Origin of the sequence: Petrimonas sulfuriphila (genome assembly GCA_038561985.1) — a bacterium.
Classification (GTDB): domain Bacteria; phylum Bacteroidota; class Bacteroidia; order Bacteroidales; family Dysgonomonadaceae; genus Petrimonas; species Petrimonas sulfuriphila.
On record CP073276.1, the window covers coordinates 3,225,650 to 3,241,349 of the forward strand.

At 45.5% G+C, this 15,700-nt stretch carries 17 protein-coding genes; 5 read left to right on the forward strand and 12 right to left on the reverse strand.

The genetic code is table 11. The features are described 5' to 3' along the window. The first annotated feature begins 10 nt into the window (after window positions 1-10). The 4 genes from KCV26_13660 to KCV26_13675 all read left to right on the forward strand — a co-directional run bounded on the left by KCV26_13660 (window position 11) and on the right by KCV26_13675 (window position 4,529). Window positions 11-1,501 (forward strand): TolC family protein, encoded by a 1,491-nt coding sequence (locus KCV26_13660; GenBank protein ID WZX36335.1) that lies wholly within the window; start codon window positions 11-13, stop codon window positions 1,499-1,501. Between the two features lie 15 nt (window positions 1,502-1,516). Beyond that, window positions 1,517-3,172 carry an efflux RND transporter periplasmic adaptor subunit gene (locus KCV26_13665; GenBank protein WZX36336.1) on the forward strand — a complete coding sequence of 552 codons (1,656 nt, stop codon included), beginning with the start codon at window positions 1,517-1,519 and terminating at the stop codon, window positions 3,170-3,172. A gap of 35 nt (window positions 3,173-3,207) precedes the next feature. Beyond that, a complete protein-coding gene (locus KCV26_13670) occupies window positions 3,208-3,600 on the forward strand; it encodes a cation transporter (GenBank protein ID WZX36337.1) in 393 nt (130 codons plus the stop codon). 149 nt (window positions 3,601-3,749) lie between these two features. Further along, window positions 3,750-4,529 (forward strand): glycoside hydrolase family 16 protein, encoded by a 780-nt coding sequence (locus tag KCV26_13675; protein ID WZX38396.1) that lies wholly within the window; start codon window positions 3,750-3,752, stop codon window positions 4,527-4,529. Window positions 4,530-4,533: 4 nt separating this feature from the next. On the opposite strand, the gene KCV26_13680 is transcribed toward KCV26_13675, so the two are convergent. The 12 genes from KCV26_13680 to KCV26_13735 all read right to left on the reverse strand — a co-directional run bounded on the left by KCV26_13680 (window position 4,534) and on the right by KCV26_13735 (window position 14,730). Then, window positions 4,534-5,262: a ThuA domain-containing protein gene (locus KCV26_13680; GenBank protein ID WZX38397.1), complete on the reverse strand. Its 729-nt coding sequence runs from the start codon at window positions 5,260-5,262 to the stop codon at window positions 4,534-4,536. A gap of 97 nt (window positions 5,263-5,359) precedes the next feature. After that, window positions 5,360-5,827, reverse strand: a complete 468-nt coding sequence (gene queF / locus KCV26_13685; protein ID WZX36338.1) for an NADPH-dependent 7-cyano-7-deazaguanine reductase QueF — start codon at window positions 5,825-5,827, stop codon at window positions 5,360-5,362. A gap of 135 nt (window positions 5,828-5,962) precedes the next feature. Continuing rightward, complete coding sequence (locus tag KCV26_13690; protein ID WZX36339.1) at window positions 5,963-6,583, reverse strand: DUF1345 domain-containing protein; 621 nt, start codon at window positions 6,581-6,583, stop codon at window positions 5,963-5,965. An 87-nt stretch (window positions 6,584-6,670) separates the two neighbouring features. Further along, a complete protein-coding gene (queC, locus tag KCV26_13695; protein ID WZX36340.1) occupies window positions 6,671-7,336 on the reverse strand; it encodes a 7-cyano-7-deazaguanine synthase QueC in 666 nt (221 codons plus the stop codon). Between the two features lie 24 nt (window positions 7,337-7,360). Next, the gene (locus KCV26_13700; GenBank protein WZX36341.1) at window positions 7,361-7,954 is read right to left on the reverse strand and encodes a hypothetical protein; all 594 of its coding nucleotides are present in this window, start codon (window positions 7,952-7,954) and stop codon (window positions 7,361-7,363) included. A gap of 54 nt (window positions 7,955-8,008) precedes the next feature. Next, window positions 8,009-9,127 carry an ABC transporter permease gene (locus KCV26_13705; GenBank protein WZX36342.1) on the reverse strand — a complete coding sequence of 373 codons (1,119 nt, stop codon included), beginning with the start codon at window positions 9,125-9,127 and terminating at the stop codon, window positions 8,009-8,011. Between the two features lie 14 nt (window positions 9,128-9,141). Beyond that, window positions 9,142-10,245, reverse strand: a complete 1,104-nt coding sequence (locus tag KCV26_13710; protein ID WZX36343.1) for an ABC transporter permease — start codon at window positions 10,243-10,245, stop codon at window positions 9,142-9,144. A gap of 12 nt (window positions 10,246-10,257) precedes the next feature. After that, on the reverse strand, window positions 10,258-11,007 hold the full coding sequence (locus KCV26_13715) for an ABC transporter ATP-binding protein (GenBank protein WZX36344.1): 750 nt from the start codon (window positions 11,005-11,007) through the stop codon (window positions 10,258-10,260). Between the two features lie 3 nt (window positions 11,008-11,010). Next, window positions 11,011-11,913, reverse strand: coding sequence for an ABC transporter ATP-binding protein (locus KCV26_13720; GenBank protein ID WZX36345.1), 903 nt, complete (start codon window positions 11,911-11,913; stop codon window positions 11,011-11,013). Next, window positions 11,910-12,827, reverse strand: a complete 918-nt coding sequence (locus KCV26_13725; protein ID WZX36346.1) for an HlyD family efflux transporter periplasmic adaptor subunit — start codon at window positions 12,825-12,827, stop codon at window positions 11,910-11,912. Before KCV26_13725 ends, KCV26_13720 begins: the two co-directional genes overlap by 4 nt. Window positions 12,828-12,850: 23 nt before the next feature. After that, window positions 12,851-14,134, reverse strand: coding sequence for a TolC family protein (locus KCV26_13730; GenBank protein WZX36347.1), 1,284 nt, complete (start codon window positions 14,132-14,134; stop codon window positions 12,851-12,853). Further along, complete coding sequence (locus tag KCV26_13735) at window positions 14,131-14,730, reverse strand: TetR/AcrR family transcriptional regulator (protein WZX36348.1); 600 nt, start codon at window positions 14,728-14,730, stop codon at window positions 14,131-14,133. The genes KCV26_13730 and KCV26_13735 overlap by 4 nt, the downstream gene beginning before the upstream one ends. Before the next feature lie 141 nt (window positions 14,731-14,871). On the opposite strand from KCV26_13735, the gene KCV26_13740 reads away from it, so the two are divergent. Continuing rightward, window positions 14,872-15,663, forward strand: a complete 792-nt coding sequence (locus KCV26_13740) for a DUF4382 domain-containing protein (GenBank protein ID WZX36349.1) — start codon at window positions 14,872-14,874, stop codon at window positions 15,661-15,663. Window positions 15,664-15,700 lie beyond the last annotated feature (37 nt).

The window sequence follows — 15,700 nt, forward strand, 5'->3', positions numbered from 1 at the left end:
ACAAAACATTATGCAACACAACATAAGATTAAGACTTTTTCTTACCGCAACCGTGGCGATTACCTGGAGCATAATATCCATCTTCGCACAGGAAACGGATTCGCTCAGCCACTACCTTGAAGTCGCCGGCAGGAATAATCCGGGGCTGAATGCTGACTTCCTGACTTACAAAGCTTCACTTGAAAAAGTGCCGCAGGCCGGTTCTTGGCCCGATCCGGAGCTGGATATCGGTTTTTTTCTTAAGCCGATGGACATTGTGGGTGGGCGGCAGATCGCCGATTTTACCCTCATGCAGATGTTCCCCTGGTTTGGAACCAAAAAGACGGCACAGACCGAAGCCACCCATATGGCGAGGATGGCGTATGAACAATTCAGGGAGACACGCGACAACCTTTACTTGGAGGTATATACCCAGTGGTACGTTCTTTCTACACTGGTGGAACAGCTCAATAACAACCGTGAGAATCTGCAACTGTTGAAACAACTCGAAGAGCTTGCCCTTCGCAAAGTATCCTCTCCGTTCAGTGGTTCTACTTCAGGTTATTCTGTACCTGCTCCTTCTCCGGCGACAAAAAGCAGCAGCTCATCACCAACTGGCGGTGGCATGGCGGGGATGGGTTCGATGGGGGGATCCACAACTTCTTCCGGTACCTCCTCTTCCTCTATGTCCAGTATGAGCGGTTCAGGAGGTAGTATGTCTTCAGGTATGGGTAGCATTGCCCCAGGCATGTCGGATGTGCTCCGTGTACAACTGGAAGTAGTTGAAATCGAAAATAATATTGAAAGCATTCTTTCGGAGATTGCAGCTGAAAAAGCCAGATTCAACGCGTTATTAAGCCGTCCCACAGGTCTTGAAGTAACCCTGCCCGATTCCATAGCAAAAGTTTCCTTTCTTTTTGATGAGGCCGTTTCTCAGGGAGAGATTGAAAACCAAAACCCTATGCTAGGTATGTTGATGGAAGAGGAACAGGTTTTCCGGGCAAAAGGTGAGATGGAAAAAAAAATGAGTTATCCCATGTTTGGCATCGGGCTGCAGTACATGCTGATCGGCAAAAACGCTGCAACACCGATGGATCAGGGAATGGACAACGGCATGAGCGGTATGGACATGGTCATGCCCATGATTTCCATCACCCTTCCCATTTACCGGAACAAATACAAGGCACAACAACGGGAAAGCCGGTTTATGCAGCAGGCAGCCCGGGAAAAGTACCGAAACACGCTGAACACACTTCAATCCGACTTGTTACGGCTGAAACACCAGCTCGATGATGCGGAGCGAAAGATCGCGCTTTACCGGAAACAGGAACAACTGGCGCTGACAGCCTATCAACTGGTGGTACAGGAGTTTGTCTCAGCAAAAAGTGATCTTACCAACGTGATCCAGGTTCAACGGCAACTGTTAGATTACCGGTTGCGACAAGCTGAAGCCATTGCCGAATACAACACAAAGGTGGCTTCCATCCGGAAATTGCGTTCTTTTCAAACATCCAACAATTAACTCAAGACAATCATTATGAATAAGCATAAAATACAAGAAATTCTCCATCGCCCTTACCTCAGGTACGGGCTGATCCTGCTGGCCGGATTATTTCTCGGCTGGCTAATTTTCTCCGGTAGCCCTTCCGGCGGAGATGTAACATCTCCGGTCGGCCATCATGACCATGATCACGGAGAGGATTCCTCAGTTTGGACTTGCTCCATGCATCCACAGATAAGGATGGAAGAACCCGGTGATTGCCCCATTTGCGGAATGGACCTGATTCCTTTGCAAACCAACGGATCGGGCGATATCTCCGTCGATCCGGATGCTATTCAGCTCTCCGTTGAAGCGGCTGCACTAGCCAATGTGCAAACCACGATCGTAAGCAAACAAAATCCGGTGAAGGAAGTGCAGCTTTACGGTACCATCCAAGTGGATGAGCGGCTTTCTCAATCGCAAACATCGCACGTGAGCGGACGCATCGAAAGGCTGTATGTCTCTTTCACCGGCGAAAGTGTACGCCGCGGACAACCCATCGCCACCATCTACTCCCCTGAGTTGTTAAATGCCCAGCAGGAACTGATTGAGGCGGTAAAAATGAAAGACCTTCAGCCTGCACTATTACAGGCAGTACGGGAAAAAATGCGGCTATGGAAGCTGACGGATGAACAGATTGCGCGCATTGAACAATCGGGCGAGGTCTCTCCGCTGATCAATGTGACTGCCACCACAAGTGGAGTCGTGATGGCAAAGAAAGTGAACCAGGGTGACTATGTAAATACCGGTACTGTGCTCTTTGATGTAGCCAACTTATCACAGGTCTGGGCCCTGTTCGATGCGTACGAATCGGACCTCCCTTTCCTGAAAGTGGGCGACCGGCTGGAATATACACTCCAGTCGTTGCCAGGCAAAACATTCTCGGGAAAAATCTCCTTTATCAATCCTATCCTCGATCCGTCCACGCGGACAGCAAAGGTGCGGGTAGAGACAGCCAACCCCCGCATGGAACTGAAACCGGAGATGTATGCCAATGCCTTCATCCGTGCACCGCTGAAACAATATAACAATGAAATTGTTGTACCCAAGTCGGCTATTCTTTGGACCGGGAAACGATCCATCGTCTATGTGAAGCAGCCGGATACGGAAACGCCGGCGTTCCTGCTCCGGGAAATAGAAGTTGGGCCATCGCTGGGAGATGCCTACGTGGTTCTGTCCGGCCTCAACGAGGGGGATGAAATCGTGACTAACGGCACCTTTACCATCGATGCCAGTGCTCAACTGGCTGGAAAACGAAGCATGATGAACGATGAAGTGGGCCGGGCCGTTATGGGGCATGAAGGACATACAATGAATGGATCCACTCCTGCAACCACGGCACCAGCTACGGGTTATGAGGGTCATAACATGCAGGCCGCCGCTTCGGGCAGTGAACATGCGATGCTGGCGGTGCAGGGATTGTGTGAAATGTGTAAAGATCGTATAGAAAAAGCTGCGAAATCAGTTATTGGAGTTAATACTGCCAGTTGGAATTTAAATACAAAACAACTACATCTTGATTTTGATCCGGCCAAAACATCGGTCGATGCTGTTAGCAAAGCCATTGCCAAAGCCGGGCACGATACCGATAAATACAAAGCAGACAAGGCTACATATGATGCGTTACCTTCTTGCTGCAAGTACAGAGATTAATAATCAGATTTACAAACCAAAAAGTGAAAACAAAAATGAAAACAAAAATTTTAGTGACATTTGCACTGAGCGGATTATTGTTCATTTCCTGCAATTCAGGAACCTCCAAAGAAAATAAAACGCAGAGAGAGCACATAGAGATGACACCCGGAACGGTCAACGAAGAGCATGCCATGCTTGGCGTAAAGGGAAGTTGTGAAATGTGCAAGGATCGTATCGAGAAGGCAGCAAAGAGTGTGGAAAACGTCACTTTTGCAAGCTGGGATATGGAAAAGCAAGAACTCCATCTGAATTTTGATCCCGACAAAACCAGTATTGAGACTATCAGTAAGGCTATTGCCGCAGCTGGACACGATACAGACAAGGACAAAGCACCTGACGAGGTCTATAACGCTTTGCCCGCTTGTTGCAAATACAGGGAACCGTGAGAAACGGGATTAATCGTTGTAAAAACACCCGGTTTTGCAAAACGCTGCAAAATCGGGTGTTTTGGTTTCCGGTTAACTGTTTTATTTTTCTTACATTTGTAGACAATTAAAATCACGAAATAATGAAAAACTCTTTTTTGCTGGTTCTCATGCCGGCCCTATTGTTGAATCTTTCCGCTTGTTCGGAACAAAAAAAAAGCGATCCGAAAAATGATAAATGGACACTGGTCTGGGAAGACGATTTCAAAGGGAAACAACTGGATACTACCCAATGGTCTAAAATTCCCCGGGGAAAAAGCGATTGGAACAATTACATGAGCGATTACGACGGACTGTATGTTATGAAAGACGGTAACCTGGTGCTGAGGGGTATCCAGAACCACGTTTTACCCAACGATACGGCTCCTTTTCTGACGGGCGGGGTTTATACCAAAGACAAACGGACATTCGGACTGGGTCGTTTGGAGATAAAGGCAAAATTAAATCCTGCTAAAGGTGCCTGGCCTGCATTCTGGATGCTCCCGAAAGAAGGGAAATGGCCCGATGGAGGTGAAATAGACATTATGGAAAGGTTAAGCCACGACAAGCTTATTTATCAAACCGTACATTCCAGGTATACACAAACCGACAGTTTACGGGTTAATCCGCCAGCCAGTTCCATTGTGGGTATGAATCCCGATACCTACAACGTATACGCCCTTGAAAAATACCCGGACAGCCTGGTTTTCTATGTGAACGGCACCCGGACAAAAAATTATCCGCGGATTACAACTTCTCAGGAAGGGCAATTTCCATTTGCTGACCAGGAGTTCTACCTGTTGCTCGACATGCAGCTGGGCGGCAGTTGGGTAGGGGCTGTCAATCCGGCGGAGCTACCCGTAGAGATGTATATCGACTGGGTACGCTATTACGAGCCTAAGAAAAATTAAGCCGTTACTTATACACGGGACTGACCCATTGTTCTTTCGGCCGGTATTTGCTTTCGGCCGCCCATCGGATTCCCCTCTTTTGAATCTCCAGGGCCTGCAGAACGTTAAAGTCACTCATTACGTGCCCCAGGGAGGAGTAAAAAACTCGTCCGGTCCCGTAGTACTTTTTCCACGCAACAGGAACAACACATCCATCAATCCATGAGGAATGCTCTCCAGTAAAAGTCGTTGTGGCAAGCACTTTCACGTTGGGATCGACGTGTACGAAATACTGTTCGGAGTGCATGTCAAAATCGTTCAATCCCCGGGTAACTCCATCCTTATGATCGGTAATCTTCACCCGGTAATCGATAATTCCGCCGGGATGAGCCACCCATTGTCCGCCAACCATAAACTGATATTCCGTATTTTCCCGGAAAGAATCCCCGATTCCTCCGTGCCATCCGGCAAAACCGCATCCTGCCTTAACCGCTTCCAGCAGCCCTTTTTCCTGCTCCTGCGTTATTTTGGCCATCGTGACAACCTGAACGATAAGATCAAGGGACTCCATCAGTTCCTTGTCGGCATACGTATCCAGTTTATCGGAAACAATTACCTCCGCACCTTCAGCTCGGAGCCACGGCACGAAGATGTCGACGGACTGCCGGGGTTCATGGCCATCCCAGCCCCCATAAACATACAAAACTTTCTTGCCTTTTAAAACCGTGCTCTCCCTCTCCGCATTGAGGATCATTCCCTGTGCAAGTACATTCTCAGGCAGTAAAACAGATCCGGCTCCCAGCGCAACGGATGCCTGGATAAATTTGCGACGCGATAACTTTTTCATATTTTCAGGTATTTAGGGGAAACGAATGGTTAAACAGTCTTTCCTCAGCCAATCTCTCGTATCGGGTACCGGAACGGCCGTAGTTGACATACGGATAAATGCTGATGCCGCCGCGGGGAGTAAAAACTCCGGTAACTTCAATATACTTCGGATCCATCAACCCGATGAGGTCTTTCATAATGATGTTGACACAATCCTCGTGAAAAGCACCGTGATTGCGAAAACTGAACAGATAGATCTTTAACGATTTGCTCTCTACCATTTTTACGTCGGGAATATAATCGATCCGTATGGTGGCGAAGTCGGGTTGTCCTGTTATGGGACATAAACTCGTGAACTCGGGACAATCAAAGGTAACCCAGTAATCGTTACTTTGGTGCTTGTTTTCAAAAGCTTCCAATACCTCGGGAGCGTAATCTTGCTTGTATGCTGTTTTTTTGCCGAGAAGGCTTAAGTTTTCGGTTTGAGACATAATTTCAATTGTAAGTCGATTATTCTTCAAATATAATACGAAAAAAAATACAAATAAAATATTCTCCTGTTTTTCTGTAGAAGAGAAAATCCGATCCGCCGTTCTCCTATTATTTAAGCGTTTCTGATAATACGGTCACTTCATGAGTCCCGCAATAATGTTAATGGTAAGAGCCACAACAAAAGTGTTGAACAAAAAAGACAGGACTCCATGCACCAGTGCAATACGGCGTATTCTCTTCGAAACAATAGAAACATCGGAAACCTGAAAGGTAGAGCCCATCACAAAAGAGAAATACGCAAAGTCCATATAATCGGGGTTTTTCTCTGAAGGAAAGTCCAGACCTCCCGTAAATCGTTCGCCTTTAATTCCCGTTCCATTGTAATATTCATGAGCGTAATGAAAGACATAAATCGTATGCATCATCGCCCAACTCAAAAGGATACCTGCCACATTAAGAGGAACGAAAAAAGGGTTTTCCATGAATGTTTGATCCTTGGACATCATCAACAACAGAACGATAAAAATATTGGTAAAAGAAGAGATGATCACCATGAAGAACACAAATATTGTACTCCCGTCATCTTCCACCGCTTTTTTCTTAATCTGATCTACCTGACGCAAAAAGATAACCATCCAACTGAGGATTAGAAAAACACACGAAAAAATAATCCAGGCAATCATTAAGCGAAAAAGAACGGGGACCTCTCTTTCTATCAGAAAAAAGGCACCACCGGTAATGAACAAACTGATCAAAAACCGAGTAATATGAGTAATTTCCAAGAAAAAGCTTACGAATTTACAGGCTGGTTTCATGGCGCATTTTTGTGTACACGGTAAGTTTTACTTTCTATCCGCAAGATATTCCTGTAATCCCCGGTTGCGTAACTTACATGCGGGGCAGTGTCCGCACCCCCCGGCTTTAATTCCGTTGTAGCAAGTAAGTGTTTCATTTTTTACGATATCAAAGACCCCTAGATCGTCGGCAAGTGCCCATACTTTTGCTTTATCCCGGTGCATCAGTGGGGTGTGGATGACAAAATGCTTATCCATAGCAAGGTTTATCGTTGCGTTTAACGAATGGATAAACGTGTCCCTGCAATCGGGGTATCCGCTGTAATCAGCCTCGGAAACGCCTGTTACCAGATGCTTGATGTTTTTTGCATAAGCGACAGCTGCCGCAAATGTGATAAATAACATGTTTCGTCCCGGCACAAACGTATTGGGATATGAACCGGCAGGTTGTTCTTCATCCATAACAATGGACGCGTCTGTTAACGAATTGGGCGATAGGTGGGAGATAACGGAAGCATCGAGCAGCTGAAACGACACACCGGCTATTTCGGCAATGTTCCGGGCAACCTCTACTTCCAGCGAATGCCGTTGTCCGTAGGAAAAGCACAACGCTTCAACGTTTCTAAAAGTTTGTTTTGCCCAAAACAGGCAGGTGGTAGAATCTTGTCCTCCTGAAAAAAGGACAAGTGCATCTTCATTTTTGTAATCTGTCATTTTTAGTAGGGTTTCTTTTCATTCTTACATCAAAACCGGCGCCTCTCCCTTTTCAAATTTAACGGCCGGAGAATTGGAAATGTCTTTTTTGAAGGATTGTATGGCGTCATCATTCATTTCCGTCAACTGAACAACCACCCTGTTCTCAAAAACGTCGGCACCGGCACCGGCAAAACGGGTTAGAAAGGGATGGTCGGCCGGGACGGACGAATTGCTGAGGAACTGGTCGATACGATCCATCACCTGCATCATTTCACGGTAAGAATAGGTACAGGGTTCAGTCAGAAAATCATCAGTTCCAAGAATCGAGGCTAATACCGGACGGTACTGTTCCGGATTCCCCACCACACAGATCACAAATTTTCCATCGTTGTCGATAAAAGAGCCACCGTAGTATGGAGGGTAGTCGGTTGCTGCCGGTTCCTCCATTTCCCAGTTGGGGCTGAAGGACGACATTAATTTGTCGTGAAGGTTTTTCGAAAGTTGCTCCGTTTTTTCAACAGTTGTCTTAGGAGGCTGTTGAATACCGCCGGCAGCTTCTTTTGCTTGTCGGTTACAGGCCGCTCCCGTTAACAGGACTACGGCAAGAATAACGATTGTGGAAATGTTTTGTTTCATATTTTTAATAACACTTTTCTTGCACTTTTGTTTCAATAGCCTATTCTCAATTATTCAGCCACGTTTTTTATAACTCAATACCGCCCACGTATTGAAGAACACCGCAAACCCGGTTAGCCACATCAACGGCTTAAAAAGATCGGGCAATGCACTGCCCTTCAGATATACGAGCCGCATGATCTCGATGAAGTAGGTGAGGGGATTGGCATAAGCGACAGCCTGTGCCCACCCGGGCATGGCGGAAACAGGGGTGAACATCCCGCTGAGCAGGATAATGATCAGAATAAAAAACATAACCAGAAACATCGACTGCTGTAACGTGTCGGAATAGTTGGAAATGATGATTCCCAATCCGGTAATCCCCAGCAGGAAAACAACGGCGGAGATATACAGCGTGGCAAAACTTCCCGACGGAAGCAATCCGTAAATCACCCACGTGACCAAGAACGACAGGGTCAGGATAACAAGCCCGATAATCCAGTACGGAATAAGCTTTGCCAGAATAAAATTAAATTTACTCACCGGCGTGGCGTTGATCTGCTGGATGGTGCCGGTCTCTTTTTCAATCACGATGTTCAGTGAAGGCAAAATACCGCATATCAGCGTCATCATGAGCACAATAAACGCCGGCAGCATAAAGGTTTTGTAATCGAGGCGTTTGTTGTAACGGTAATCGGTTACGGCATCAATGTGCGATGCATCCGACAGTTCGGATGCCGGAAAGAGTTCAGTACGAAGTTCCTGCGAATAATCATTGATAATCTGCGTCAGGTAATTGTTCCCCAACAACCCCTGTGTACTGTTTACAGCGTTTGCTGAAATCATTACCTTAGCACGTCGCTCCTTCACCATATCGGTGTCGAATGAAGCGGGAATTTCCAAGACAATATCCGCCTTTTCTTTCTCTATATCGCTAATGGCATCGTTGTAACGGGTGGATACACCCGTAAGAATAAAATAAGCTGATGCATCTATTTTGTTTATCAACCGTTGGGAGTAGACACTTCTGGCATTGTCCACCACGTTGATTTGTATGTTCTTCACTTCAAAATTAATCGCCCACGGAAAGATCAACAGTACCAAAACCGGATACAGCACGATCATCTTGGGTATGATCGCATTCCTGCTGATCTGCTTGAACTCTTTCTCAATGAGGTATTTAAGTTGACTCATGTTGTTTTAATTGTTTAAAGTCGGTTTTTGATTTTCGCAATGCTTGCCCCGATAAGAAAAACAACCATCCCGGCAAGGATACCTACTTCTTTTGCCACATGGGTAAATCCCAGTCCTTCGATCATCACCTTTTTCACCGCAGCAATGTACCAACGTGCAGGTACAACCGATGATGCCCATTGCAACGGTTCAGGCATATTGTCAATGGGGAAAATCATTCCTGACAGGATCAAAGTAGGCATCATCAGTCCTATTCCCGAGATAAGCACAGCGGTTACCTGTGTTTGTACGAGGGTAGAAATAAGCAAACCCAGAGAGAGCGCCAGGAAAATGAAAAGAACCGATACGGCAATCAGCAGGGCCAAATTTCCCTGGATAGGAACATCCAACACAAAATAAGACAACAACAGGATGGTAATCAGGTTGATGAACGAGAGTGCCAAGTAAGGGACCGTTTTTGAAATCAGTACCGTTCCTGGTTTTAGCGGCGATGCCAGAAGTACTTCCATCGTACCGCGCTCCTTTTCCCGGACGATGGAGATCGAAGTCATGATGGCACAGATTATCATCAGCACCAATCCCATGATTCCGGGCACAAAAGTGTATGCCGATTTCATTTCGGGATTGTAAAGCAGTTTATTCTCCACTTCAATCCGATAAGGGATGCTGTTGAGTCGCAGCATTTCCTGCTGGTACTCGCCAACGATAGCGGTTACGTATCCGGCTACAATGGTTCCCGTATTTGGATTGGATGCGTCGGCAATGATCTGCAGTTGAGCTTTCTTTGAATGGACAAGGTTCTCGTTGAAATTTTGTTCGTACACGATGGCCACATCCGTTTCCCCTCGTTGCAGCAACTTGTTTATCTCATCGGGCGAGTACACATATCCCTGCATATGGAAATAGGGATTCGCCATAAGGCGTTCGGTAATATCGCGTGTGGCGGCATCTTGTGCCGGATCGAAGACCACGGTACGGATATGTTGTACTTCCATATTGATAGCGAATCCGAACAACAAAATCTGCACAACCGGCATTCCCAGAAGGATCAGCATGGTGCGTCCGTCACGGAGTATGTGGTAGAATTCCTTATGTACGAAAGAGAAAAATTGCTTCATATCAATTGTCTATTATCCATTATCCATTCTTGTCGCTTTTCTGGCCAACTTCCGGAATACCTCATCCATGCTTTCCGCCTGATGAATTTCCTTGAGGTTGCCGGGGCTGTCCAACGTTTCAATTCTTCCGTCGACCATTATCGATACTCGGTGACAATATTCGGCTTCATCCATGTAGTGCGTGGTTACAAAAACCGTGATCCCACGGTCGGAAGCTTCGTAAATCATTTCCCAGAACTGGCGCCGCATGGCCGGATCGACTCCGCCGGTAGGTTCATCAAGAAAAACAATTTGAGGCGTGTGAAAAACAGCTACCGAAAAAGCGAGTTTCTGCTTCCAACCCAACGGCAGGGATTTAACCAAAGTGTTTCGTTCACTTTCGAACCTCAACCGGTGAAGCAATTCATCCGTTTTTTCTTTTATCTCTTTGTCTGTCAACCCGTAAATCCCACCAAAAAGGCGTATATTTTCCCATACTTTCAGGTCTTCGTACAACGAAAAACGCTGACTCATATATCCGATGCTGCGTTTTATCTTCTCGTTTTCTTTCAGGATATCGTATCCGGCCACCGTCCCTTTTCCTGATGTAGGCTTGCTGATCCCGCACAGCATCTGCATGGCAGTGGTCTTCCCGGCGCCGTTAGCACCCAGAAAACCAAATACTTCCCCTTTGCGGACATCGAAGGAGATACGGTCAACAGCGGTGAAGTTGCCAAACTTTTTCGTCAATCCCGAGACATTTATTACAATATCACTTTCCATTCTTCACGTTTCACTTGTCAACGCCATGAAACAATCCTCCACAGTCGGCGTCGTAACATTGATCTGCACTTTTGAATACCCTTTTTCTTTTAGATAGTATTGAAGCCCGGCGACCGGTAAATCCGGCTGAACGGTAACATGGTGTTCATTTCCGAACGCAAAGCAGGTTTTCACCTTTGGATGCGCCCGTAAATCGTGCAACGATGCCGATAAATTTTCAGTTTGTACCGTCCACAAGGTTTCTGTATAACGGTTTATGATGTTTTGCGGCGTATCGGTAGCGATAAAGCTTCCTTCGCGCATTAACGCAATGCGGTCGCATAGGCTTGCCTCGTCCATATATGCCGTGGAAACCAAAACGGTTATCCCTTCGGATTTCAACCGCTCCAGCATATCCCAGAATTCTTTCCGGGAAACAGGGTCCACACCGGTTGTGGGTTCGTCAAGAATCAGTACTCCGGGTTTGTGTATCAACGCGCAACTGAGAGCAAGTTTCTGTTTCATCCCGCCCGACAATGCTCCCGCCCGGCGTTTCTTAAAAGGTTCAATCTGTTGGTAAATATCCTTGATAAGCGGGTAGTTCTCCTCCAGGGTGGTATTGAAAACGGTGGCAAAAAACTTGAGGTTTTCTTCCACGCTCAAATCCGGATAAAGCGAAAACCTCCCCGGCATATATCCGATTATGCAACGAATTTTCCGGAAATCTTTGACTAAGTCCCATCCATTTATTCCGGCAGATCCGCTATCAGGCAACAACAATGAGGCTAGAATGCGAAAAAGGGTGGTTTTCCCCGAACCGTCGGGCCCGATCACACCAAAGATTTCTCCGTCGTTTACCGAAAAGGAAAGGTCGTTTAACGCGGTTACCTTCCCGTACGTTTTATGCAAATTTGTTGCCGTAATCATGGCCTTCCCTCCAGGTTCCGGAATTTAACTTCTCCGTACATGCCAATTTTAAGAAAACCGTCGTTCTTTACAGCAATTTTTATCGCATACACCAGGTTTGCCCGTTCATTTTTGGTTTGAATCGTTTTGGGCGTGAATTCCGATTTTCCGGATATCCACGACACGGTACCGGGGTATGATTTCATGTCACCCTCTCCGGCATCCACACGTACGGTCACGGAATCGTTAAGTTTTATGCCAGATAGCTGATCGCTGGTGATGTAGGCACGTAGGTACATATTGTCGATGTCGGCGATTTTGAAAAGCGGTGATCCCGTACCGGCAAGTTCACCCCGTTCGGCGTATTTGTTGAGCACTACACCCGAAGTAGGGCTTTTTATGGTGCATTTTTTCAACAAATCATCCAATTGTGCTACCTGAATCTGCAAGGCGGAGCTTTGTGCGTATATATTCTCGCTGCTCTTTTGTAAGGTGGAGGTTTGGGCCGACAATTGTTTTTGTAAAACTTCAATTTGAGCGTTTATGTCGTCCAGTTGCTTTTTATTTGCCGCGTTTGCCTCAACCAGGTTCTGCGTACGGGTGCGCTCCCGTTGCAACGTTTGAATTTGCTTCTCAATGGCAGCTGTTTGCGCACCGATATTTGGACGTTGCACCCGGACACCCTGTATGTTTGACTCCAAGCTCATTTTTTGTAGAAAAAGTTGCACGGTGTCTATCTGCCCCACAACTTCTCCGGCTTGTAGTGTTTGTCCTTCTGCAATGTCCAGCGACAGAATTTCACCGCTTCCCTGCGCCGACACAATAATTTCTGTGGCCTCGAACGATCCGGTGGCGTCGTAGTCGCTGTCATTGCCTGAACAGGAAGCAAGAAGAAAAAGTATAACCGGAAAAATAAAAAGTTTTGTTGGCTTCATATTGTTGCTGTTTATATTGATTTTCAATTTAAATTCGTTGTGAATTTTAACTTGTAAACCGACATCAGGTATTGAATTTCGTGCAGCGATTTTGCCTGCCTGGCAGCTTCCAGAGCGTTGATCTCCTGCAGTAAATCAGAAACCGTCAGCGTTCCGTTCTCCACTTTTGCTTCCGCAGCGTCTTTTATTTGCTTTCTCAGCCGGATAATCTCGTCATCATCCTGCATGGTATGGCGGTATTTTTTTATTTCGTTTTGCTGTTGCGGAAGCTGCACGTTCAGGTTATAGAGAAAGGTCTCACGCTCTGAATCGAGCGTCAGTTTTTGCTGTTCAATGCTTTTTTTCTCTTGTTTGTAGGTATACAGGCTGCCGAGATTCCACGAGAAACTCACTCCTCCAATCACATACGGTTTAAATTTATTTTCAAACATGTTCAATGCCGGCTTTCCGTATCCGCCCTGGGCAAACGCACTGATAACAGGCCTGTTCCTGGCGTTCAGGGCTGTTTTTTGTGAATTAAGCAGGTTTTCCTGAGCCGTAAATAACCGCAGTTCGGGACGGTCAATAACCACATGATCAGGTACTTCAGCTACCGGTGGTTTTACAAAAACGGTTTTCGGATCTATACGGCGTCCGGTCAAAACGGAAAGGATCTTGATATAACTGTCCAACGCCGATTCCATTTGAATGCGTTGCTGGTTTGTTTTTAGTTGCTCCACTTTTACGGCGCTTAAATCGGCATCGTTGGCCACACCGTTTAACACGTAGCTTTGCACTTTCTCTAAGTTTCGCTGCAACTCTTTTTCCAGGATACCCTGTTGCGTCAATTGTTCGTTAAGCAGTAAAATACCAAAAAAAACCTGATTGACCCGTTCCTGAAGCGAATAGATTTCGGTTTCAAGTTTTTGTTTCTCCACTTCGGCATTGGCGACGATCATCTCTTTTTGCGCTGAAACCTTTCCACCATCCCAGATAAGCTGATTCAATTGGCCATAGACCTGATACTGGTCTTTATCGGGAACCGGAACCTCAAGAGGAGGGAAATTAGAAGGCAGCTCCAGATCAATCTTTGTAACATCGCTTTGCCAGGTTGCTTTTGCATTCAGGGAAAGTTGCGGGTAATAGGCTCTGTTAGCGTTTTCCAAATTAAAACTCCTGATATTTTCAATGACATTAAACCGTGCAATGGCTGGATAATTTTCGCGAGCCATCCCCTGACAATCTTCGATAGTGAGGGATTGTGCATTAACTGTGAACACGGGTATAAAAAACAGCGGTATAAATAATGTAAATCTTCTGTATTTCATTGCTGAGATTGTTTTAAGATGGCAAAAATCCATTCAGGGATCAATTTTTCCCTGTTTTCGATAAATTGTAAAAAATCTTCTTCTTTCACCATTCCTGAAGTGATAAACAGGGGTTTGGCGATAAAGGGAAAGATGGTCAGGCTGACGATATTCATGATAAAGTCAGGTGTGGAAATGGCAAAACCGTTGTGTTGAAGCTGCTCGTCTATGGTTGGCTGGGATATTGTCCGCGCCTGCTGTAAAATGGGGTTAAATATATTTTCATTATTTCTTAGTTCGTTGAGCACGAAAATGGGCAGCTCTTCATTTTCTATTAACAATTTCGTGTAATTCTTGACAAGAAGCCTGATTTTCTCATCCAGAGAAATATCTCTATCCGATAAAACGGGCATCATCAAGCCGAAAAGAGCTTCAAATTTTTCCTTCAAAACCTGTTTGAACAGATTTTCCTTGCTGCCGAAGTAGTAATTGACCAATGCCAGGTTTATTCCGGCTTCCTCCGCGATGTCCCGCGTCTTGGTCGCCGCATACCCTTTTTGGGTGAATATTTTTCTCGCAGCTGCTGCTATTTTCTGTTCCGTAGTCAAGTCTTCCATTTTCAGGTTTATTTTTTATGCAAAAGTATACAATCCCCATTTATTAAACAAGTGTTTTAAACATTTGTTTAAAACACATTTTGGTTTTTTTCTCGTATCTTTTTTCCGTTATTCGTTATCTTTGCGGTAAATTGACTAAAAATGAAGGCTATTCTAACCCTATTTTCCCTTTTTCTTTTTGCAATCTCTTTTACGGGATGCTCCAAGAACGATCCGAGCATAAACGCCACCCGGCTGAGAATAAAACTTACGGATGCTCCCGTATTACTGATATCGGAATTTAACATAGACATTCAGAAAATTGAAATCTCTACTACCGACAACACCACCAGCGATGAAAAATGGACGACCCTTGATTTCCAGGGAGGGGTTTACAACGTTCTTCCGCTTTCGAACGGAAAATCAAAACAGATTATCGATCAGTTTTTCCCGGCAGGAGTATTGCGAAAAATAAAAATAACGTTTGGAAACAATTCAAAAATTAAAACAGACACAGGGGAAAAAGACCTTATTTTGGATTCCGAGATTAAAGACGGTATTGTTGTGGAGGTCAATGAGAACCTCTATGCCAATTACATCACCAGCATAATGATTGATATCAATGCAGCCCTTTCGTTCTACGAATCCAACGGGAATTATTTTCTTAAACCGGTATTGCGTATTTTCCCAGAAGCGTTTGGCGGGTCGTTAAAAGGGTATGCCCTGCCCGTGGAAGCCATGCCTATCGTCAAAATCGTAAAAGACAAGGATACGCTATTCACCATACCCGAAAAATCCGATGGGATGTTTCTTTTTAAAGGCTTGAAAGCAGGTGAATGGGAAATTGCCGTTTTATCAGCTTCGAGCCTGGGTTACCGGGATACACTTTTTGTGGATTCCGTATTTGTCGGCAAAACACGGGAGTTGAAATCGAAGATTGTCCTAAAAAAATAAACGTTTTGTCATACAAATTTCTTTTTTTTAATCTTCC